We start from the raw sequence: 19,897 nt of genomic DNA, 5'->3' as shown, positions 1-19,897 counted from the left end.
TTTCACATAGTTAGTTACATTATATTATAACGAAATTACGCTGCATGACGCCTGTCTTGTCCTGCTGACTCCACGAGGCCCCGAGCGACCGAAGCGGGCTTGCCCGCGAGGCCACGGCGCGACAGGCGAAAGCATTGCTTTCGCCGCGCCGACGGCTGGAGCGCGGTTGCGCGCGGAAGCCGTGAGGGGCGCAGATTTCTCCGGAAGCGCGCAATCCGTCCGTGAGCGCCCCGGCGAGCGCGGAATCGCGCTCGCCCCCCGAGGGGCGATCGCGGACGGATTTGCCACGGGTCAAATCCGTCTGGCATCGGCGTCGCGACCTGCTTCCGGCCGGGCTTCGGCTCTACTGTCGTGCAGTGTGTAACGAAATATAGGCACCCTCATGGCCAATCGCCCGCGACACTGCCGGACGAGCCCGAGCGGAGGTGAACGGGCGACATCTCGCGTGGCGATGCGTCGCCGCCGGTCGACCCTGGCCGCCGCCATCGTGGAGCGTGACCGCGCCTGCGGGAGGCGGCGGGCGTCGCTCTTGCGCCGGCCTCGCCTTATATTACGCCTTCCCGAACACGAAGGCGGCCCAGAGCAGGGCGATGACCAGGGCGCCCCAGACCGGGGTGGAGAAGAAGAACAGCCAGGCGAGGAAGATCCAGCCGGCGCCGAGGAGCGAGATGAACAGGCGGTCGCCGCGGGTGGTGTCGAGGCCGAGGGCGCCGTGGCGGGGCGCGCCGCCCGGGTTGCGCCATTCGAGGAGGCCCATCAGGGCGACGAGCGCGAACACGCCGCAGAAGAAGGCGAGGGTCGCCGGGGTCCATGCCATCCAGAACCCGTCGAAGAGCGGGCGCGTCCAGAACGGCGGCTCCGGCTGCGCCTTGCCGACGTTGCCCCAGCCGGACTTGACCTGGGCGAGCGCGGCGCCGGGCAGCGCGGCGAGGAGCGCGGGCAGGAGGGCGGCGCGGCGGCGGGCCATCACACCCGCCCCAGGGCGAAGCCCTTGGCGATGTAGTTGCGCACGAACCAGATGACGATCGCGCCGGGGATGATCGTCAGCACCCCGGCGGCGGCGAGGAGGCCGAGCTCGTAGCCGGAGGTCGAGGCGGTGCGGGTCATCACCGCGGCGATCGGCTTCGCCTGCACCGAGGTGAGCGTCTTGGAGAGCAGCATCTCCACCCAGGAGAACATGAAGCAGAAGAACGCCGCGACGCCGATCCCCGCCTTGATGTTCGGGATGAAGATCGTGAGGAAGAAGCGCGGGAAGGAGTAGCCGTCGACATAGGCGGTCTCGTCGAGCTCCTTCGGCACGCCCGACATGAAGCCCTCGAGGATCCAGACGGCGAGCGGGATATTGAAGAGGCAATGCGCCAGCGCCACGCCGAGATGCGTGTCGAAGAGCCCGATCGCGTAGTAGAGCTGGAGGAAGGGGAGCGCGAACACCGCGGCGGGGGCCATGCGGTTGGTGAAGAGCCAGAAGAACAGGTGCTTGTCGCCGAGGAAGCGGTAGCGCGAGAAGGCGTAGGCGGCGGGCAGCGCCGCCGCCACCGAGATGACGGTGTTGATGGTGACGTAGCTGATCGAGTTGATGTAGCCCGAGTACCAGGTCGGGTCGGTGAAGATCGTGCGGTAGGAGGCCGTCGTCCAGACCTGCGGCCAGGGCGAGAAGCCGGAGAGGATCTCGTTCGTCGTCTTGAACGACATGATGACCAGCCAGTAGATCGGCAGCATCAGGAACAGGATGTAGGCGGTCACGGCGAGGGCGCGGAGCTTCATCGGCCTGCCTCAGTTCGGCTCGTCGCGCGTCATCACGGCGTAGAAGATCCATGAGACGAGGAGGGTGATCAGGAAGTAGATGAGTGACATCGCGGCGGCGCGGCCGAGGTCGAACTGGCCGAGCGCGATCTTGACGAGGTCGATCGAGAGCAGCGTCGTCGAGTTGCCCGGGCCGCCGCCGGTCAGCACCGAGACCTCGGTGTAGATGTTGAACGAGTCCATGAAGCGGAGCAGCACGGCGATGGTCAGCACGCGCTTCATCTTCGGCAGCTGGATGTGGCGGAACACCGCCCAGGGCCGCGCGCCGTCGATCTTGGCCGCCTGGTAGTAGGCGTCGGGGATCGAGACGAGGCCGGCATAGGCGAGGAGCACGACCAGCGAGGTCCAGTGCCAGACGTCCATCAGGATGATGGTGAACCAGGCGGCGAGCGGGTTCTGGGTGTAGTTGTAGGGGATGCCGAGCCAGTTGTTGATCCCGTAGCCGAGGAGGCCGATGTCGGGCAGGGCGAAGATGTTCCACATCGCGCCGACGACGTTCCACGGGATGAGGAGCGGCAGCGCCATCAGGACGAGGCAGACGGAGACCCAAGGGCCGCTGCGCGGCATGGCGAGCGCGATGGCGACGCCGAGCGGCACCTCGATCGCGAGGATCAGGCCGGTGAACAGGAGCTGGCGGCCGAGGGCGGCGTGGAAGCGCGGCGAGGTCATCACGTCCTCGAACCAGCGCAGGCCGGACCAGAAGAACACGTTGTTGCCGAAGGTCTCCTGCACCGAGTAGTTCACCACCGTCATCAGCGGCACGAGCGCGTTGAAGGCGACGAGGAGCAGGACGGGCAGGACGAACCACCAAGCGTGCTGGTTGATGGTCTTCATCGTGCCTCTCCCGCCAGCCAGCCGTCGACGTAGATGCGGGTCTGGTCCGGACGGAAGGCGAGCCGGGCCGGTCCGGGCGCGATGCGGCGGTCCTCGTCGACGATGGCGTTGACGCGCATGTCGCCGGCGACCGCCTCGACGATGCGGCGGCGGCCGATGTCGGCGACCCGCAGGATCTCGGCCGGGAGGCCGGGGGCGCCGGGGTCGCCGACGGCGACGAACTCGGGGCGGACGCCGATCTCGGTGCGCCCCGAGGGGCTGCCGGCGACGCGGTTGGCGGTGGCGACCGGGTGGCCCATCAACGTCGCCGCGCCGCCGGCGACGGCGCAGGGCAGCACGTTCATGCCGGGCGAGCCGATGAAGTGGCCGACGAAGGTGTGGGCGGGGCGCTCGAAGAGGTCGACGGGAGAGCCGACCTGCACGACCTCGCCGTCCTGCATGACGACGACCTGATCGGCGAAGGTCAGCGCCTCGGTCTGGTCGTGGGTGACGTAGATCATCGTCGCGCCGACGCGCTGGTGCAGCTCCTTGAGCTTGGAGCGGAGCTGCCATTTCAGGTGGGGGTCGATGACGGTGAGCGGCTCGTCGAACATGATGACGTTGACGTCCTCGCGGACGAGGCCGCGGCCCATGGAGATCTTCTGCTTGTTGTCGGGCGAGAGGCCGGCGGCGCGGCGGGAGAGCATCGGCCCGAGCTCGAGCAGCTCGGCGATGGCGCGGACGCGGGCGTCGACGGTCGCCTGCGGCACGCCGCGGTTGCGCAGCGGGAAGGCGAGATTGTCGTAGACGGTCATCGTGTCGTAGATGACCGGGAACTGGAACACCTGGGCGATGTTGCGCTCGGTCGGCGGCGCGTGGGTGACGTCGCGGCCGTCGAAGAGGACGCGGCCCTCGGAGGGGATGACGAGGCCGGAGATGATGTTGAGGAGCGTCGTCTTGCCGCAGCCCGAGGGGCCGAGCAGCGCATAGGCGCCGCCGTCGCGCCAGGCGAGGTCGATCTCCTTCAGCGCGTAGTCCTGCGGGCCCTTCGGGTGCGGCCCGTAGGCGTGGCGCAGGGCCTCGAGGCGGATCTCGGCCATCAGGCGACCCTTCTGCCGTCGGGGGCGAAGTAGAGCCCGTGGCGGACGTCGAGCCAGAAGCGGTGCGGCTCGCCGACGCGGTAGGGGTGGACGCCGTCGGACTGGGCGACCCAGACGCCGTCGCCGGCCTGGAAATGTGCGACGGATTCGGAGCCGGAGAGCTCGGTGATGCGGACGGTTCCGGTCAGCGGGGCCTGCGTCTCGGCGGTGCGGGCGGGGGCGACGAAGTGCGGGCGCAGGCCGAAGGTGTAGCTGCCGTCGGCGAGGGCGGCGGCGGGGCCCTCGGCGGGCCAGCGCACGTCGTCGAGGAGGACGATCTCGCCGCCGCGCTTGGTCACTGGCGCGGCGTTGATCGGCGGGTCGGAGAAGACGCGGGCGGTGACGAGGTCGCGGGGCGCGCGGTAGGTCTCGGCGGTGGGGCCGAACTGGGTGACGCGGCCCTCGTGCATCGTGGCGGTGTGGCCGCCGAGCATGAGGGCCTCGGAGGGTTCGGAGGTGGCGTAGACGACGATGGCGCCGCGGCCGGCGAAGAGGCGGGGCAGCTGGTCGCGCAGCTCCTCGCGGAGCTTGTAGTCGAGGTTGGCGAGCGGCTCGTCGAGGAGGACGAGGGCGCTGTCCTTGACGATGGCGCGGGCGAGCGCGGTGCGCTGCTGCTGGCCGCCGGAGAGCTCGTGCGGGCGGCGGGCGAGCATCGGGCCGAGATGCAGCAGCTCGGCGGTCTCTCGGACGCGGCGGTCTACCTCGGCGCGGGGGACGCCGGCGACGCGCAGCGGCGAGGCGATGTTCTCGAACACCGTCATGTTCGGGTAGTTGATGAAGAACTGGTGGACGAGGCTGACGTTGCGCTTGCGGGGCGTGACGCCGGTCACGTCGCGGCCATCGAAGCGGATCGTGCCGGTCGTGGGCGTCTCGAGCCCGGCCATCAGCTTGATGAGCGTGGTCTTGCCGGCGCCGGTCGCGCCGAGGAGCACGTTGAAGCCGCCGGGGGCGAGGGTCAGCGTGGTCTCGTGGATATGCGTCTCGGCGCCGACGCGCCGGGCGACGCCGACGAGCTCAAGCGTCATGGCAGCCGCGCCGGGACGGGGGCGCCGTGCAGGGGGCGCGCCGGGGCCGTGCGGGGAGGGCTGATGACCGGCATGGCGCGGGGGCCTCGCGTGAGGGGCGGCCGCCGGGAGGTCCGGCGGCCGCGGGTCGCTGTCAGTTGGCCTTGGGCTCGGCCTCGGCCCAGATCTTGACCATCTCTTCGTAGCTGATGGTCTCGCCCACGGGCTTCTCGTTCTCGAGCTTGGCCTTCGGGCCGTCGGGCTTGCCGATCCACTCGGCCGGGTCGACCTCCGGGTTGAGCCGCGGGCCGCAGCCGCCGTAGACGCCCGACGCCTCGTCGGCCTGCTGCATGCGGGCCATGGTGTCGTCCATCTCCTGCGCCAGCGCGTCCATCGCCTCCTGCGGCGTGGCCGAGCCCGAGTTCACGTTGCCGATCTGCTGCCACCAGATCTGCGCGAGCTTCGGGTAGTCGGGGACGTTGATGCCGGTCGGCGACCAGCGCACCCGGTCGGGCGAGCGGTAGAACTCGACGACGCCGCCGAGCTTGGGCGCGCGCTCGGTGAAGCTCTCGTCGCGGATCGTGCTGTCGCGGGCGAAGGTCAGGCCGACATGGCTCTTCTTGGTGTCGACGGTCTTCGAGGTGACGAACTGCGCGTAGAGCCAGGCGGCCTTTGCGCGGTCGTCGGGGGTCGAGCGCAGGATCGTCCACGAGCCGACGTCCTGGTAGCCGACCTTCTGGCCTTCCTGCCAGTAGGGGCCGTGCGGCGAGGGCGCGGCGCGCCAGAGCGGGTTGCCGTCGGCGTCGACGGTGTTGTTGCCCTCGGACTGCGGCTTGACCATGTCGGCGAGGAAGGCGGTGTACCAGAAGATCTGCTGGGCGACGTTGCCGACGGCCAGCGCGGGCAGCGACTGGTAGAAGTCGTAGGACGCGGCGCCCGGAGGCGCGTACTTGCGCAGCCACTCGTCCCACTTGGCGATGGCGAAGACCGCCGCCGGGCCGTTGGCCTCGCCGCCGCGCGAGGTCTTGGACCCCTCGGGGTTGCAGGAGCCCGCCTCCATGCGGATGCCCCATTCGTCGATCGGGATGCCGTTCGGCTCGCCCTTGGAGCCGACGCCCGCCATGGAGAGCCAGGCGTCCGTCATGCGCCAGCCGAGGTCGGGCGCGCGCTTGCCGTAGTCCATGTGGCCGAAGATCTGCGTGCCGTTGATCTCCTTCACGTCATTCGTGAAGAACTCGGCGATGTCCTCGTAGGCCGACCAGTTGATCGGCACGCCGAGGTCGTAGCCGTACTTTTCCTTGAACTGCGCCTGGTACTCGGGGTTGTCGAACCAGTCCTTGCGGAACCAGTAGAGGTTCGCGAACTGCTGGTCGGGCAGCTGGTAGAGGTTGCCGTCCGGTCCGGTGGTGAAGCTCTTGCCGATGAAGTCGTCGAGGTCGAGCGTCGGCGAGGTGACGTCCTTCCACGGGCCGGCCATCTGCTCGGTCAGGTTGTAGGTCTGCTGAAGGCGCGAATGCGTGCCGATCAGGTCGCTGTCGTTGACGTAGCCGTCGTAAAGGTTGCGGTTCGTCTGCATCTGCGTCTGGACCGCCTGCACCACCTCGCCCTCGCCGAGCAGCTGGTGGTTCACCTTGATGCCGGTGATCTCCTCGAAGGCCTTGGTCAGCACGGTCGATTCGTAGCTGTGCGTCGGGATCGTCTCCGACAGGACGTTGATCTCCATGCCCGCCATCGGCTTGGCCGCGTCGATGAACCACTGCATCTCGGCGACCTGCTCGTCGCGGCTGAGCGACGACGGCTGGAACTCGCTGTCGATCCACTTCTCGGCCGCCGCCATGTCCGCGAGGGCCGCCGGCGCGCCGGCGATCAGGGCGATCGCAGCCACGGCCGACATCAGAGGCTTTCGCATTCTCTCCTCCCAGTGAGCACGGGCGCCGGTGTGCTCCGACATCTCCGTGCCGGCAGTTCATTCGAAACCGCTTGACCGGTCAAGTGAAAAGTTTGACTTTCAGTCGCGCCCATCGCGAGAGCATTCAAGCATGCAGCTGAGCGAACGCCAGACGGAGATCCTCCAGCGCGCCCGCGCGCAGGGCCGCGTCGAGGTCGAGGCGCTCGCCGCCGATTTCGCCGTGACCACGCAGACGATACGGCGCGACCTCAACGAGCTGAGCCAGAGCGGGCTCCTCGCCCGGGTCCACGGCGGCGCGGTGTCGAACGCCCGCGTCTCCAACGTCGGCTATGCCGAGCGCCGGGTCGTGTCGGCGCCGGAGAAGCGGCGGATCGGCGAGCGCTGCGCCGGGATGATCCCGGACGGCTGCTCGGTGATCCTCAACATCGGGACGACGACGGAGGAGGTGGCGCGCGCGCTGACCGGCCACCGCGACCTCGTCGTCATCACCAACAACCTCAACGTGGTGCAGATCCTCTCCGGCACGCCGGCCAAGGACATCATCCTGACGGGCGGCATCGTGCGCCAGCAGGACGGGGCGATCGTCGGCGACGAGGCGGTGGAGTTCATCCGCAAGTTCAAGGCGGATTTCGCGGTGATCGGCTGCTCGGCGCTCGACGAGGACGGGGCGATCATGGACTACGACCTGCGCGAGGTGGCGGTCAGCCGCGCCATCGTCGAGAACGCGCGGCGCACCATCCTCGTCTGCGACCGGCTGAAGTTCGAGCGCACCGCGCCGATCCGCATCTGCTCCGCCGCGGACATCCACGCCTTCGTCACCGACGCCGCCCCGCCGCCCGCCTTCGCCGAGGTGTGCCGCAACGCCGGCGTGGCGATCGAGGTGGCCGACGAGGCCGGGGGCGAGGGCGAGGCGGCGTGATGCGGGTGGACCTCCTCGTCGTCGGCGGCGGCGTCAACGGCTGCGCCATCGCCCGCGACGCGGCCGGGCGCGGCCTCGCCGTGGCGCTGGTCGAGCAGGGCGACCTGGCGCAGGCGACCTCCTCGGCGTCGACCAAGCTGTTCCACGGGGGGCTGCGCTATCTCGAGCACTACGAGTTCCGGCTGGTGCGCGAATCGCTGATGGAGCGCGAGGTGCTGCTGCGGGCGATGCCGCACATCTCGCGGCCGCTGCGCTTCGTGCTGCCGCACCATGCCGGGCTGCGTCCGGCATGGCTCCTGCGGCTCGGGCTCTTTCTCTACGACCATCTCGGGGGCCGGCGGATCCTGCCGCCGACGCGCACGCTCGATCTGCGGGCCGACGCGGCGGGCGCGCCGTTGCGCCCGGAGTTCGTGCGGGGGTTCGAGTATTCCGATTGCTGGGTCGATGACGCGCGGCTGGTAGTGCTGCTCGCCCGGGACGCCGCCGTGCGCGGAGCCGTCATCCGGACCCGCACGCCGTTCCTGCGGGCGCGCCGCGAGGGCGGGGGGTGGCGGGCCGAGATCGCGGGGCCGGCCGGGACGGAGACGATCGCCGCGGCCGCCATCGCCAACGCCGCCGGGCCCTGGGTGGAGGACGTGGCGCGCGACGGGCTCGGGATCGCGCCGCGGCGAGCGGTGCGGCTGGTGCGCGGCAGCCATATCGTCGTGCGGCGGCTGTTCGAGCACGACCGCGCCTACATCTTCCAGCAGGCGGACGGGCGGATCGTCTTCGCCATCCCCTACGAGGGCGATTTCACCCTCATCGGCACCACCGACGTGGAGCATGACGGGGCCCCGGGGGAGCCGTTCTGCACCGGGGCGGAGCGCGACTACCTGCTGGCGGCCGCCTCGGGGTATTTCGCCGCGCCGGTGACGGCGGCGGACGTGGCCTGGAGCTATTCCGGGGTGCGGCCGCTCCTCGACGACGGGGCGGCCTCGGCGAGCGCGGCGACGCGCGACTACGTGCTGGAGATCGACGGCGGCGAGGGGCGGGCGCCGGCGCTGAGCGTGTTCGGGGGCAAGATCACCACGCATCGAAGGCTGGCGGAGGCGGCGATGGCGCGGCTGCGCCCGCATTTCCCGGCGATGGGGGCGGACTGGACCGCCGCCGCGGCGTTGCCGGGCGGGGATTTCCCGTGGGACGGCGGGGCGGCGCTCGTGGCGGGGCTGCGCGCGGCGCATCCGTTCCTCGGGGCGGCGGAGGCTGCGCGGCTGGCGCGGCTCTACGGGACCGAGGCGGCGGTCCTGCTCGGGGGCGCGCGGGCGGCGGCGGAGCTCGGCGAGGACTTCGGCGGCGGGCTGACCGAGCGCGAGCTCGACTGGCTGGTCGAGCGGGAATGGGCGGCGACCGCCGAGGACGTGCTGTGGCGGCGGACGAAGCTCGGGCTGCGGCTCGACGCGGGGCAGGCGGAGCGGGTCGGCTCGTGGCTGGCCGCGCGGCTCGCGGGCGGTGTCGAGGCGCGGGCGGCGCGGCAGGGCTGACGCGCGCGGCGATCCCTCGCAGGCCGGACGCCGGCTCCCTCGGCGCGCGTTCCTTTCTTCCTTCCTCCCTTGACCTATCGTGCAGGTTCCCCCGCCCGGAGGGCGGGGGGAAGGGGGGTGGGCGAACGGCGCGCAACGGCGCGCAGGGGCCCCGCGCGCGCTTGCGCGCGTGGGGAGACTGACTCCGGGGCGCAAAGGCGCCCCGGCGATCCTCGAGGACCATCCGCCGGCCCGACGAGGGCCCGGCGCGCGCGCAGGGTTGACGGGGCGGCGGGAATCGTGCTCCCGACAGCCGACAGCGCGGCTTGGGGGACATGCCGATGAGCGCCGAGGGGCCGAGACGGGCGATGACGCCGGCGGCGGTCCGCGCCCGCAAGGGGGGCGAGCCGCTGGTCTGCCTGACCGCCTACACCACGCCGATGGCGCGCATCGTCGACGCCCATGCCGACGTGATCCTGGTGGGCGACAGCCTCGGGATGGTGGTGCATGGGCTGCCCTCGACGCTCGGGGTGACGCTCGAGATGATGGTCCTGCACGGACGGGCGGTGATGCGGGCGGCGCCGAAGGCGCTGGTCGTCGTCGACCTGCCGTTCGGCGCCTACGAGGCCGGGCCGGCGCAGGCCTTCGCCGCCGCGGCGCGGGTGATGGGCGAGACCGGCTGCGCGGCGGTGAAGCTCGAGGGCGGCGTGGCGATGGCGGAGACGATCGGCTTCCTCGTCGCCCGCGGCGTGCCGGTGATGGCGCATGTCGGGCTGATGCCGCAGCAGGTGAACGCCGTGGGCGGCTACCGGGTGCAGGGCCGCGGCGCCGACGCCGAGCGGGTGCTGGCCGACGCGCGCGCGGCGGCGGAGGCGGGGGCCTTCGCGGTGGTGCTGGAGAAGGTGGCCGAGCCGCTCGCCCGGCGGATCACCGAAGCGGTGGCGGTTCCGACGATCGGGATCGGGGCCTCGGCGGCCTGCGACGGGCAGATCCTGGTGGTCGACGACATGCTCGGGATCTTCACGGCGTTCCGCCCCTCGTTCGTGCGCCGCTATGCGGAGCTCGGGGCGGCGGCGGAGGCGGCGGTGGCGGCCTATGCCGCCGACGTGCGGGCGCGGGCGTTTCCCGGGCCCGAGCACGTGTTTCCCGACGCATGAGCGCGCCGCCGCCGATCGTGCGCACGGTCGCCGCGTTGCGCGCGACGGTCGCGGCGTGGAAGGCGGGGGGCGCGCGGGTGGGGGTCGTCCCGACCATGGGCGCGCTGCACGAGGGGCACATGAGCCTCGTGCGCGCGGCGAAGGCGGGGGCGGACCGGGTGATCGTGACGCTGTTCGTCAACCCGCGGCAGTTCAACAGCCCGTCCGACCTCGCCGCCTATCCGCGGACCGAGGCGGCGGACGCGGAGAAGCTCGCGCCGCTGGCGGTGGACATGCTCTATGCGCCGGAGCCGGGGGAGATGTACCCGGAGGGGTTCGCGACCGCGGTCTCGGTCGCGGGGGTGTCGGAGGGGCTGTGCGGCGCCGCCCGGCCGGGGCATTTCGACGGGGTCGCCACGGTGGTGGCGAAGCTCCTGATCCAGACCGGGGCCGACCGCGCCTTCTTCGGCGAGAAGGACTACCAGCAACTGCTCGTGGTGCGGCGGATGGCGCGGGACCTCGACCTGCCGGTCGAGATCGTCGGCTGCCCGACGGTGCGCGAGGCGGACGGGCTGGCGCTCTCCTCCCGCAACGTCCGCCTCTCCGAGGCGGGCCGCCGGAAGGCGCCGGCGCTCGCCCGCGCGCTCCACGACGCCGGGATGAGGATGCGCACGGTCGGGATGGCGGAGCAGGCGCTGCCCGAGGCCGAGGCGGCGATCCTCGCGGCGGGGTTCGAGAAGGTGGAGTATCTCGAGCTGCGGCGGGCCGACGACCTCGGCCCGCTCGGCGAGGGGACCTCGGGGCGCCTGCTCGTCGCCGCGTGGCTCGACGGGGTCCGGCTCATCGACAACATGCCGGTGGCGATCATGCCGGCGCGGCTCCTGCGGGAGCGCGCCAGGAGGGGCCGGTAGCGCCGCGCCAGGGCCGTGGAGCCTTGGGTGTTCACGCGTGAATATTCATCAAGCCATTGATTTTATTGAATCGGGTTTGTGAACAGCGCGCCCGGCCCACACTGCACGACACCTGTCTGCTCTGCCGGATCCACGGGGCGCGCGCGCCGAGCGACCGAAGCGGGCTTGCCCGCGAGGCCCGGCGCGACAAGCGAAAGCACGGCTTTCGCCGCGCCGACGGCTGGAGCGCGTTGGCGCGGAGGCCGTGGGGGGTGAAGATTTCTCCGTCGCGCGCAATCCGTCCGTGATTGCCCCGGCGAGCGCGGAATCGCGCTCGCCCCCCGAGGGGCGATCGCGGACGGATTTGCCACGGGTCAAATCCGTCTGGCGTCACCGTCGCGGCCTGCTTCCGGCCGGGCTTCCCCTCCACTGTCGTGCAGTGTGAGCCCGGCCACATTGCACGACGCTTGTCTTGTCCCGCACGATACGGCGCCATGGCCGTGCGCCCTCATGGACAAGCCCGAGCAGATGCGAGCGGGCAGCATCTCGGTCATGTTGGCGGCGCCGTATTCTGCGGCGCCGTTCGACTCACTTCCGCCTTCCTACCCCAACCGCTCCGTGTCGAGCCGGCGGGAGCCGCCGAACCTGCACGCAGCGATCAGGCGAACCTCGTGTCAGGCCTCGGCGTGCTCCCTCGCGCCGTTCTCCTGCGCGAGCCGGGCGGGAAGGGCGTTGGCCCAGGCGCTGATCGTGCCGGCGCCGAGGCAGACCAGCATGTCGCCGGGACGGCACTCGGCCTTGACGAAATCGACGAGCGCCGCCTCGCCGGCAAGCGGCAGGGCGCGGCGGTGGCCGTGGGCGATCAGGCCGCCGACCAGGGTGTCGCGGCTGACGCCCTCGATCGGGGCCTCGCCGGCCGAGTAGACGTCGGTGATCGCCACCACGTCGGCGTCGTTGAAGGCGGCGCAGAACTGGGTGAAGAGGTCGCGCAGCCGGGTGTAGCGGTGCGGCTGGTGGACGCAGACCACCCGCCCCTTGGTCGCCTGCCGCGCCGCCTTGAGCACCGCGGCGATCTCGACCGGGTGGTGGCCGTAGTCGTCGATGATGGCGACGCCGTGCCACTCGCCGACGCGGGTGAAGCGGCGGCTGACCCCCTCGAACCCGGCCAGCGCCTCGCGGATCGCGTCCTTGGAGATGCCGAGGTGGCGGGCGACGGCGATGGCGGCGAGCGCGTTCGAGACGTTGTGGTCGCCGGTCATCGGCAGGATCACGCCCTCGATCACGGCGCCTTCCGCGTTCAGCGCCACGTCGAAGCGGGCGGAGCCGTTCTCGAAGGTGAGGTTGCGCGCCTGCACGCCGGCCTGCGGGTTGAAGCCGTAGGTGACGATCCGCCGGTCGGAGATGCGGCCGACCAGCGCCTGCACCTCGGGGTGGTCGATGCAGCAGACGCCGAGCCCGTAGAACGGCACCGAGGACACGAAGGCGTCGAAGGCGGCCTTGACCTTCTCGAAGTCGCCCCAGTGGTCGAGATGCTCGGGGTCGATGTTGGTCACGATGGCGATCTCGGCCGGCAGGCGGTTGAAGCTGCCGTCGCTCTCGTCGGCCTCGACCACCATCCAGTCGCCGGCGCCGATGCGGGCGTTCGAGCCGTAGGCGCGGATGACGCCGCCGTTGATGACGGTCGGGTCCATGCCGCCGCCGTCGAGGAGGGCGGCGACCATCGAGGTCGTGGTGGTCTTGCCGTGGGTGCCGGCGACCGCGACGCAGGACTTGAGCCGCATCAGCTCGGCCAGCATCTCGGCCCGGCGCACCACGGGCAGGTTGCGGGCGCGGGCGGCGTCGAGCTCGGGGTTGCCGGGCTTGATGGCGGTGGAGATGACGACGACCCTGGCGTCGCCGAGGTTCTCGGCGCGCTGGCCGATGAAGATGCGCGCGCCCTTCTCCGCGAGGCGGTCGGTGATCGGCGAGGCCCTGGAGTCGGAGCCCTGCACGTCGAAGCCGTGGTTCAGCAGCACCTCGGCGATGCCGGACATGCCGATGCCGCCGATCCCGGTGAAGTGGATCGCGCCGATGTCGTGGGGCAGGCGGGTCTGTCCGTTCATGCTCGGTCCTCTCCTGGGCCTCTTGCGGGGCGCCTGCTTGTCACGCGCGCGCCGGTCAGGCGCGCTTCTCCCGCGGCGCGCCGAGCCGCGCCCGGCCGGCGGCGAGGCGCTCGACCAGCTCGGCGAGCTCCAGCGTCGCGTCGGGGCGGCCGCGGCCGCGGCTGGCCTCGGCCATCGCCGTGGCCCCCTCCGGGTCGGAGAGGATCGCCGAGATGTGGCCGGCGAGCAGCTCCGGGGTCAGCGCGTCCTCGCGGATCATGAAGGCGCCGCCGGCCTGCACCAGCCCGGCGGCGTTGGCCGCCTGGTGGTCGTCGGCGGCGAAGGGGTAGGGGATCAGGATCGCCGGCCGGCCGATCACGGTGATGTCGGCGATCGAGCCCGCGCCGGCGCGCGAGATCACCAGCGTCGCCTCGGCGAGCCGCTGCGGCACGTCCTCGAAGAAGCCGCGCAGGTCGGCGGCGACGCCGAGCCCGGCATAGGCGTCCTGCGCGCGGGCCATGTCCTCGGGGCGCACCTGCTGGGAGATGCGCAGCCGGGCGCGCAGCTCCTCCGGCAGGAGGGCGACGGCGGCGGGCACGACGCGGGCGAAGGCGCCGGCGCCCTGGCTGCCGCCGATGACCAGCATCCCCATCGGGTGCGGGCCGGGCGGCAGGTAGGGGGCCTCGGCCTGGGCCAGCACGTCCTCGCGCACCGGGTTGCCGAGGTGGAAGGCGCGTGCGTCCTCCGGCAGCGGCGTCGGCCAGACCCCGCAGACCACGGCGTCGACCCGGGTGGCGAAGCTGCGGTTGACGCGGCCGAGGACGCCGTTCTGCTCGTGGATCAGCCGCGGCGCGCCGAGGATCGTCGCGGCGATCATCGCGGGGAGCGCCGGGTAGCCGCCGAAGCCGGCGACGCAGGCGGGGCGGTCGCGGCGCATCGACCAGAGCGTCGAGAGCGTGCCCCAGGCGATGGCGAAGGGGGCGGCGATCCTCGCGAGGAGGCCGCCCTGGGCGAAGGTGGCGGCGGCGGTGACCTGGCGCTCGACGGCCGGGGGGAAGCCGCCGGCGTAGCGGGCGCCGCGGGCGTCGGTGGCGAGCTTCACCCGCCAGCCGCGCGCCAGCATCTCCTCGGCGAGCGCCTGGGCGGGGAACATGTGGCCCCCGGTGCCTCCGGCGGCGATGACGAGGAGCGGCGCGGCCACGTCAGCGGGTCCCGAGGATGTCGTCGATGTCGTGCTGCGGCCGCTTGCGCGTCAGCGCCAGCAGCACGCCGAGGCCGAGGCCGGCGGCGATCAGCGACGAGCCGCCGTAGGAGATGAGCGGCAGGGTCATGCCCTTGGCGGGCAGGAGGCGGACCGCGACGCCCATGTTGATGAGCGACTGCATGCCGAGGAGCACGGCGAGGCCGGTGCCGGCGAGGCGGATGAACGGGTCGCGCTCGCCGACGAGGCGCAGCAGCGAGCGGACGACGACGGTGAGGTAGAGCGCCATGATGACGACGCAGAGGATGAGGCCGAACTCCTCGGCGGCGACGGCGATGATGAAGTCGGTATGGGCGTCCGGCAGGATCCACTTCACCTGGCCGTTGCCGGGGCCGACGCCGAGGAAGCCGCCCTCCTGGATGGCGTTGGTGGCGTAGCCGATCTGGGTGCGCGGATCGACCTCGGAGGCGAGGAAGCCGTCGATGCGGCGGGCGACGTGCTCGGAATTGTGGTAGGCGAACCAGCCCGCGCCGATCACCCCCGCGCCGACGCCGCCGAGCAGGAGGACCGGCGCGCCGGCGGCGAAGTACATGAGCCCCCAGGTGGCGATGATCAGGCCGGCCTGGCCGAAGTCGGGCTGGAGGGCCAGCGTCGCGGTCAGCGCCACGGCGACGACGAAGGAGAGGAGGCGTCCCGGCGGGCCGGAGACGTCGTAGGAGGCGGCCATCAGCCAGGCGGCGAAGATGGCGAAGGAGGGCTTCAGGAACTCCGAGGGCTGCACGGAGACGAAGCCGAGCGAGTACCAGCGGATCGCGCCCTTGCCGAAGTCGGTGCCGAGCGCCGGCAGGAGCGCGAGCGCGACGACGGAGCCGGCGAAGGCGAGGACGCCGAGCCGGCGCAGGGTGGCCGGCGACAGCATCGAGACGACGACCATCGTGGCCAGCGCCATGGCGCCGAAGGCGGCCTGGCGGGTGACGTAGTGGAAGGCGGGGAGGCCGTTCTTCACCGCGAGCGGCGGCGAGGCGGCGAGGCCGAGCAGCATCCCGGCGAGGAAGAGGCCGAGGATGGCGGCGAGCGACCAGCGGTCGACGGTGCGCCACCAGTGCGGCAGGATCGGCTCGCCCGGCTTCGCCGGGGCCGCGCCATAGACCATCTCGGTCAAGGGAGCCTGCCCTCCATTCCGCCTGCACCGCCTCTCGCCGGCCGGATTGTCTCCGGTCCGGGCTCGTTGCGGCGCAGTCTAGTCGGAATGCGCGGGAAAGGCCAGCCTTTCGCGAATCGGTCGGGGGCGCGGGGTCAGAAGACGTTCATCAGGTAGAGGATGATGATTATGGGGATCGGGATGCCGATCATCCAGGCCAGGACGCCCTTCATGTCAGACCTCTTGGGTTGCCGATTGGTTGCAGATCGGCGGGACAACGCCGATCCGGCGCGCCGGGTTCCATCGCTGCGCCGCCGGGCGCCGCGGCGGCGGGTTCAGGGGGGGCAGGGGGTCTGCGCCGCCTCAGAAGCCGTGGTTGACGGCCTCGACGTTGTTGCCGTCCGGGTCGAGGACGAAGGCGCCGTAATAGGTCGGGTGGTAGTCGGGCCGCAGGCCGGGCGCGCCGTTGTCGGTCCCGCCGGCGGCGAGGGCGGCGGCGTGGAAGGCCCGCACGGCGGCCTGGTCGGCGGCGGCGAAGGCGACGTGGATCGGCCCGGAGCGCGGGCCATGCGCGCCGACCCAGAAGAACGGCTTGCCGTTCGCGCCGTAGCCGACGCCGACGGGCTCGCCCTCGTCCGGGAAGGCCATCACCCGGCCGATCCCGAGCGGGGCGAGCGCCGCGTCGTAGAAGGCGAGCGAGCGCTTGAGGTCGGCGACGCTGATTCCGGTGTGGTCGATCATGGCGGGAGCCTAGACCCGCCGGCGCCCGCGGGGAAGGGGACGGGCTTTCGCGCGGGGGCCGGCGGACCTATCCTCGGGGGAGCGGAGGACGAAGATGGCAAGGCTGACCTGCCTCGACTGCGGCCAGGCGAACCGCGTGCCGGACGACCGGCTGGGCGCCTGGCCGAAATGCGGGGTCTGCGGCGCGCCGCTCGTCGACGGGCGGGTGCGGGCGATCGACCCGGGCGTCCTCGACAAGGCGATGCGCGACGACCTGCCGCTCGTCGTCGACTTCTGGGCGGCGTGGTGCGGCCCGTGCCGGATGATGGCCCCCGAGTTCGCCAAGGCCGCGGCCGCGCTGCGCCCGCGCGTCCGCTTCGCCAAGCTCGACACCGAGGCGCACCCGGCGGTCTCGGCCCGCTTCGCCATCCGCGGCATCCCGCTGCTGATCGCCTTCCGCGCCGGCCGCGAGCTCGCCCGCCAGGCCGGCGCCCAACCCGCCGCCGCCATCGAGGCCTGGGCGAGAGGCCTCGCCGAGGCGCCCCGTTCCTAGCCAGGCAGGGCGGTCAGCAGTGATAGCGGCATTGCGCGACCTCGATCGCCATGGTGGTGATGCGGCGGGACCCGGAAGCCGGCGAGATCGCCCCGGAGCGGCTCCGGCTTGCCGGTTCGCTCGAAGGGATGGCGCAGGGAGCCTGCCGCCTCGCCGGCCGGCGCCGGCGCGCTACGTCGGAAGGGGTCGGAAGGGGTCGGACGGGGGAGACGATGAGCGAGAGGTTCAGGATCGGCGACCATGTCGCGTGGAACTCCGAGGCGGGCCGGGTGTCGGGGACGGTCATCGCCATCCATACCAGCGACTTCGACTACAAGGGCCATGTCCGCCACGCCTCGGAGGACGAGCCGCAGTATGAGATCAGGAGCGACCGGACCGACCATGTCGCCGCCCACAAGGGCGGGGCTCTGACGCTGATCCGCTGACGCCGGGGCGTGGCGCTCCCGTTCTTCACCATCGGCCATTCCAACCGCAGCCTCGCGGACTTCGTCGATCTCCTCGAGGCCGCCGGGGTCGGGTTCGTCGCGGATGTGCGGACGGTGCCGCGGTCGCGCGCCAATCCGCAGTTCAACCGGGACAGCCTCCCCGGGTCGCTGGCCGCCGTCGGCCTCGGCTACGAGCACATGGCGGCGCTCGGCGGCCTCCGCGGCAAGGCGGCGACGCCGCCGGAGGTCAACGGCCTCTGGCTCAACCAGAGCTTCCACAACTATGCCGACTATGCGCTGACGGCGCCGTTCGCGGTCGGACTCGACGCGCTGATCGCCTGCGGCCGCGAGCGCCGCACGGCGGTGATGTGTGCCGAGGCCGTCTGGTGGCGCTGCCACCGCCGCATCGTCGCCGATCATCTGATCGCCCGCGGCGAGACGGTGTTCCACATCCTCGGCGAGGGCGGGCCGGAGGCCGCCCGGCTGACGCCGGGGGCGGTGATCCGGCCGGACGGGACCGTCGTCTACCCCCCCGGTTGAATCCTACTGGTCGAGGAAGCTCCTGAGCTTCCGGCTCCTGCTCGGGTGCTTCAGCTTCCGGAGCGCCTTCGCCTCGATCTGGCGGATGCGCTCGCGGGTGACGCTGAACTGCTGGCCGACCTCCTCCAGCGTGTGGTCGGTGTTCATGCCGATGCCGAAGCGCATCCGCAGGACGCGCTCCTCGCGGGGGGTGAGGGAGGCGAGGACGCGGGTGGTGGTCTCCTTCAGGTTGCCCTGGATGGCGCTGTCGAGCGGCAGGATGGCGTTCTTGTCCTCGATGAAGTCGCCGAGCTGCGAATCCTCCTCGTCGCCGATGGGCGTCTCGAGGCTGATCGGCTCCTTGGCGATCTTCATCACCTTGCGGACCTTCTCGAGCGGCATCTGCAGCTTCTCGGCCAGCTCCTCGGGCGTCGGCTCGCGGCCGATCTCGTGCAGCATCTGGCGGCCGGTGCGGACCAGCTTGTTGATCGTCTCGATCATGTGGACCGGGATGCGGATCGTGCGGGCCTGGTCCGCGATCGAGCGGGTGATCGCCTGGCGAATCCACCACGTCGCGTAGGTCGAGAACTTGTAGCCGCGGCGGTACTCGAACTTGTCGACGGCCTTCATCAGGCCGATGTTGCCTTCCTGGATCAGGTCGAGGAACTGCAACCCGCGGTTCGTGTACTTCTTGGCGATGGAGATCACGAGGCGGAGGTTCGCCTCGACCATCTCCTTCTTGGCCTGCCGGGCCTCCTTCTCGCCCTTCTGCACCTGCGCGACGATGCGGCGGAACTCGGAGATGTCGAGGCCGACATACTGGCCGACCTCGGCCATCTCGTGGCGGATCTCCTCGACCTTGTCGCGGTAGCGGGAGGCGAGCTGGTCCCAGCCGCGCGAGCGCAGCCGGCCGACGCGCTCCAGCCAGCCGGGCTCCAGCTCGGCGCCGCGGTATTCCTGCAGGAACTCCTGCCGGCTGACCCGGGCCTGGTCGGCGAGCTTCACCATGCCGCCGTCGAGCGACATGATCTTGCGGTTGATGCCGTAGATCTGGTCGACGAGCTGGTCGATGCGGTTGTTGTGCAGGTGCATCGAGTTGACGAGCTCGACGATCTCGCCGCGCAGGCGCTGGTACTCGCGCTCCTGGGTGGAGGTGAAGCTCTCGTCCTGGTTCAGGGTCGCCGACATGCGGCTGTCCTGCATCTCGGCGAGGCGGGAATAGTCGGAGGCGATGCGGTCGAGCGTCTCCAGCACCTGCGGCTTCAGCGCCGCCTCCATGGCGGCGAGCGACAGGGCGCCGGCCTCCTCGTCCTCGTCGGGCTCCTCCTCGCGCACGGGAGCGCCGCCGACGTCGGTGATGTCGAGGTCGGGGTCGTCCTCGTCCTGCGCCTGCGCGGCGCGGGCGGGCTCGGGGCGGGCCGAGGGCTGGGGCCGCGGCGCCTCGGCGCGCGGCTCGGCGGGCTCCGCGCCCGGCAGCACGACCTCGACGTCGTCGGCCTCCATCGACTGGCCGAAGGTGGTCTCGAGGTCGATCACGTCGCGCAGCATGATCGCCTCGTCGAGGAGCTCGTCGCGCCACACCGTGATCGCCTGGAAGGTGAGCGGGCTCTCGCAGAGCCCGGCGATCATGGTGTTGCGCCCCGCCTCGATGCGCTTGGCGATGGCGATCTCGCCCTCGCGGGACAGGAGCTCGACCGAGCCCATCTCGCGCAGGTACATGCGGACGGGATCGTCGGTGCGGTCGAGCGCCTCGCCGGCGACGGCGGGCATGGCGAGCTCGCGGGAGCCCGATTCCGGCTCGGCCTCGGCGGCGGCGGGCCGCTCCTCCTCCTCGCCCTCCTCGGCGTCGATGACGTTGATGCCCATCTCGTTGAGCATCGCCATCACGTCCTCGATCTGCTCCGAGTTCACCTGGTCCTGGGGCATGACCTCGTTGAACTCGTCGAGCGTGATGTAGCCGCGCGCCTTCGCTGTCGCGATCATCTTCTTGACCGCGGCCTGGCTCATGTCGAGCATCGAGCCCGGGGGCTCGGCCCCTTCCTCAGGCTTCTTGCCGTCGTCTTTTCCGGCCATGGGGAGGCTCCTGATGCACGCCTAGGTTGCGCAAGCCCGGGCGGCTTTCGTTTTCGCGGACGAATCAGTGAT

18 protein-coding genes are annotated in these 19,897 nt (G+C 71.5%); 7 read left to right on the top strand and 11 right to left on the bottom strand.

Annotated elements, in window-relative coordinates; all coding sequences use genetic code 11:
* Window positions 1-550: 550 nt before the first annotated feature.
* From KBB57_RS03095 to KBB57_RS03070, 6 genes are all read right to left on the bottom strand, one after another.
* Window positions 551-967 carry a DUF2160 domain-containing protein gene (locus KBB57_RS03095; protein ID WP_290746626.1) on the bottom strand — a complete coding sequence of 139 codons (417 nt, stop codon included), beginning with the start codon at window positions 965-967 and terminating at the stop codon, window positions 551-553.
* On the bottom strand, window positions 967-1,764 hold the full coding sequence (locus tag KBB57_RS03090) for a carbohydrate ABC transporter permease (protein WP_290746624.1): 798 nt from the start codon (window positions 1,762-1,764) through the stop codon (window positions 967-969). Before KBB57_RS03090 ends, KBB57_RS03095 begins: the two co-directional genes overlap by 1 nt.
* A gap of 9 nt (window positions 1,765-1,773) precedes the next feature.
* The gene (locus KBB57_RS03085; protein ID WP_290746621.1) at window positions 1,774-2,637 is read right to left on the bottom strand and encodes a carbohydrate ABC transporter permease; all 864 of its coding nucleotides are present in this window, start codon (window positions 2,635-2,637) and stop codon (window positions 1,774-1,776) included.
* Window positions 2,634-3,716, bottom strand: a complete 1,083-nt coding sequence (locus KBB57_RS03080; RefSeq protein WP_290746618.1) for an ABC transporter ATP-binding protein — start codon at window positions 3,714-3,716, stop codon at window positions 2,634-2,636. Before KBB57_RS03080 ends, KBB57_RS03085 begins: the two co-directional genes overlap by 4 nt.
* Window positions 3,716-4,780, bottom strand: coding sequence for an ABC transporter ATP-binding protein (locus tag KBB57_RS03075; RefSeq protein WP_290746616.1), 1,065 nt, complete (start codon window positions 4,778-4,780; stop codon window positions 3,716-3,718). The genes KBB57_RS03080 and KBB57_RS03075 overlap by 1 nt, the downstream gene beginning before the upstream one ends.
* A gap of 133 nt (window positions 4,781-4,913) precedes the next feature.
* The gene (locus tag KBB57_RS03070; RefSeq protein ID WP_290746612.1) at window positions 4,914-6,668 is read right to left on the bottom strand and encodes an ABC transporter substrate-binding protein; all 1,755 of its coding nucleotides are present in this window, start codon (window positions 6,666-6,668) and stop codon (window positions 4,914-4,916) included.
* Window positions 6,669-6,798: 130 nt separating this feature from the next.
* Here KBB57_RS03070 and KBB57_RS03065 point away from each other — a divergent pair, with 130 nt between their 5' ends.
* The 4 genes from KBB57_RS03065 (at window position 6,799) to panC (ending at window position 11,133) form a co-directional block, all read left to right on the top strand.
* Window positions 6,799-7,587, top strand: a complete 789-nt coding sequence (locus KBB57_RS03065) for a DeoR/GlpR family DNA-binding transcription regulator (protein ID WP_290746610.1) — start codon at window positions 6,799-6,801, stop codon at window positions 7,585-7,587.
* Entirely contained in the window at window positions 7,587-9,107 is a 1,521-nt protein-coding gene (gene glpD, locus KBB57_RS03060; RefSeq protein ID WP_290746608.1) for a glycerol-3-phosphate dehydrogenase, read from the top strand. The genes KBB57_RS03065 and glpD overlap by 1 nt, the downstream gene beginning before the upstream one ends.
* A 320-nt stretch (window positions 9,108-9,427) precedes the next feature.
* Window positions 9,428-10,243 (top strand): 3-methyl-2-oxobutanoate hydroxymethyltransferase, encoded by an 816-nt coding sequence (gene panB / locus KBB57_RS03055; protein WP_290746605.1) that lies wholly within the window; start codon window positions 9,428-9,430, stop codon window positions 10,241-10,243.
* Window positions 10,240-11,133, top strand: coding sequence for a pantoate--beta-alanine ligase (panC, locus tag KBB57_RS03050; protein ID WP_290746600.1), 894 nt, complete (start codon window positions 10,240-10,242; stop codon window positions 11,131-11,133). Before panB ends, panC begins: the two co-directional genes overlap by 4 nt.
* A gap of 653 nt (window positions 11,134-11,786) precedes the next feature.
* Here the strand turns inward: panC and murC are convergent.
* From murC to KBB57_RS03030, 4 genes are all read right to left on the bottom strand, one after another.
* The gene (gene murC / locus KBB57_RS03045; protein WP_290746597.1) at window positions 11,787-13,214 is read right to left on the bottom strand and encodes a UDP-N-acetylmuramate--L-alanine ligase; all 1,428 of its coding nucleotides are present in this window, start codon (window positions 13,212-13,214) and stop codon (window positions 11,787-11,789) included.
* Between the two features lie 55 nt (window positions 13,215-13,269).
* Window positions 13,270-14,394 (bottom strand): UDP-N-acetylglucosamine--N-acetylmuramyl-(pentapeptide) pyrophosphoryl-undecaprenol N-acetylglucosamine transferase, encoded by a 1,125-nt coding sequence (locus tag KBB57_RS03040; RefSeq protein ID WP_290746594.1) that lies wholly within the window; start codon window positions 14,392-14,394, stop codon window positions 13,270-13,272.
* 1 nt (window position 14,395) lies between these two features.
* Window positions 14,396-15,556 (bottom strand): putative peptidoglycan glycosyltransferase FtsW, encoded by a 1,161-nt coding sequence (locus tag KBB57_RS03035; protein ID WP_290746591.1) that lies wholly within the window; start codon window positions 15,554-15,556, stop codon window positions 14,396-14,398.
* A 342-nt stretch (window positions 15,557-15,898) separates the two neighbouring features.
* Complete coding sequence (locus tag KBB57_RS03030) at window positions 15,899-16,276, bottom strand: VOC family protein (RefSeq protein WP_290746588.1); 378 nt, start codon at window positions 16,274-16,276, stop codon at window positions 15,899-15,901.
* Between the two features lie 94 nt (window positions 16,277-16,370).
* On the opposite strand from KBB57_RS03030, the gene trxC reads away from it, so the two are divergent.
* From trxC to KBB57_RS03015, 3 genes are all read left to right on the top strand, one after another.
* Window positions 16,371-16,808: a thioredoxin TrxC gene (gene trxC / locus KBB57_RS03025; RefSeq protein ID WP_290746585.1), complete on the top strand. Its 438-nt coding sequence runs from the start codon at window positions 16,371-16,373 to the stop codon at window positions 16,806-16,808.
* Between the two features lie 212 nt (window positions 16,809-17,020).
* Window positions 17,021-17,233 (top strand): DUF2945 domain-containing protein, encoded by a 213-nt coding sequence (locus KBB57_RS03020; protein WP_290746583.1) that lies wholly within the window; start codon window positions 17,021-17,023, stop codon window positions 17,231-17,233.
* Between the two features lie 9 nt (window positions 17,234-17,242).
* A complete protein-coding gene (locus KBB57_RS03015; RefSeq protein ID WP_290746580.1) occupies window positions 17,243-17,773 on the top strand; it encodes a DUF488 family protein in 531 nt (176 codons plus the stop codon).
* Between the two features lie 3 nt (window positions 17,774-17,776).
* On the opposite strand, the gene rpoD is transcribed toward KBB57_RS03015, so the two are convergent.
* On the bottom strand, window positions 17,777-19,825 hold the full coding sequence (gene rpoD, locus KBB57_RS03010) for an RNA polymerase sigma factor RpoD (protein ID WP_290746577.1): 2,049 nt from the start codon (window positions 19,823-19,825) through the stop codon (window positions 17,777-17,779).
* Window positions 19,826-19,897: the final 72 nt, after the last annotated feature.

The sequence above is a fragment of the Amaricoccus sp. genome, assembly GCF_017993425.1.
Classification (GTDB): Bacteria; Pseudomonadota; Alphaproteobacteria; order Rhodobacterales; family Rhodobacteraceae; genus Amaricoccus.
The sequence above is the reverse complement of the archived record's forward strand: the minus strand, read 5'-3'. Positions and strand labels throughout refer to the sequence as shown.

What these genes read in the sequence shown, in the direction of transcription:
- murC (WP_290746597.1), bottom strand. Translation starts at nt 13,214, where the DNA reads ATGAACGGACAGACCCGCCTGCCCCACGACATCGGCGCGATCCACTTC.
- trxC (WP_290746585.1), top strand. Translation starts at nt 16,371, where the DNA reads ATGGCAAGGCTGACCTGCCTCGACTGCGGCCAGGCGAACCGCGTGCCG.
- KBB57_RS03085 (WP_290746621.1), bottom strand. Translation starts at nt 2,637, where the DNA reads ATGAAGACCATCAACCAGCACGCTTGGTGGTTCGTCCTGCCCGTCCTG.
- panC (WP_290746600.1), top strand. Translation starts at nt 10,240, where the DNA reads ATGAGCGCGCCGCCGCCGATCGTGCGCACGGTCGCCGCGTTGCGCGCG.
- KBB57_RS03095 (WP_290746626.1), bottom strand. Translation starts at nt 967, where the DNA reads ATGGCCCGCCGCCGCGCCGCCCTCCTGCCCGCGCTCCTCGCCGCGCTG.
- rpoD (WP_290746577.1), bottom strand. Translation starts at nt 19,825, where the DNA reads ATGGCCGGAAAAGACGACGGCAAGAAGCCTGAGGAAGGGGCCGAGCCC.
- KBB57_RS03065 (WP_290746610.1), top strand. Translation starts at nt 6,799, where the DNA reads ATGCAGCTGAGCGAACGCCAGACGGAGATCCTCCAGCGCGCCCGCGCG.
- KBB57_RS03090 (WP_290746624.1), bottom strand. Translation starts at nt 1,764, where the DNA reads ATGAAGCTCCGCGCCCTCGCCGTGACCGCCTACATCCTGTTCCTGATG.
- KBB57_RS03020 (WP_290746583.1), top strand. Translation starts at nt 17,021, where the DNA reads ATGAGCGAGAGGTTCAGGATCGGCGACCATGTCGCGTGGAACTCCGAG.
- KBB57_RS03080 (WP_290746618.1), bottom strand. Translation starts at nt 3,716, where the DNA reads ATGGCCGAGATCCGCCTCGAGGCCCTGCGCCACGCCTACGGGCCGCAC.
- KBB57_RS03030 (WP_290746588.1), bottom strand. Translation starts at nt 16,276, where the DNA reads ATGATCGACCACACCGGAATCAGCGTCGCCGACCTCAAGCGCTCGCTC.
- KBB57_RS03075 (WP_290746616.1), bottom strand. Translation starts at nt 4,780, where the DNA reads ATGACGCTTGAGCTCGTCGGCGTCGCCCGGCGCGTCGGCGCCGAGACG.
- glpD (WP_290746608.1), top strand. Translation starts at nt 7,587, where the DNA reads ATGCGGGTGGACCTCCTCGTCGTCGGCGGCGGCGTCAACGGCTGCGCC.
- KBB57_RS03070 (WP_290746612.1), bottom strand. Translation starts at nt 6,668, where the DNA reads ATGCGAAAGCCTCTGATGTCGGCCGTGGCTGCGATCGCCCTGATCGCC.
- panB (WP_290746605.1), top strand. Translation starts at nt 9,428, where the DNA reads ATGAGCGCCGAGGGGCCGAGACGGGCGATGACGCCGGCGGCGGTCCGC.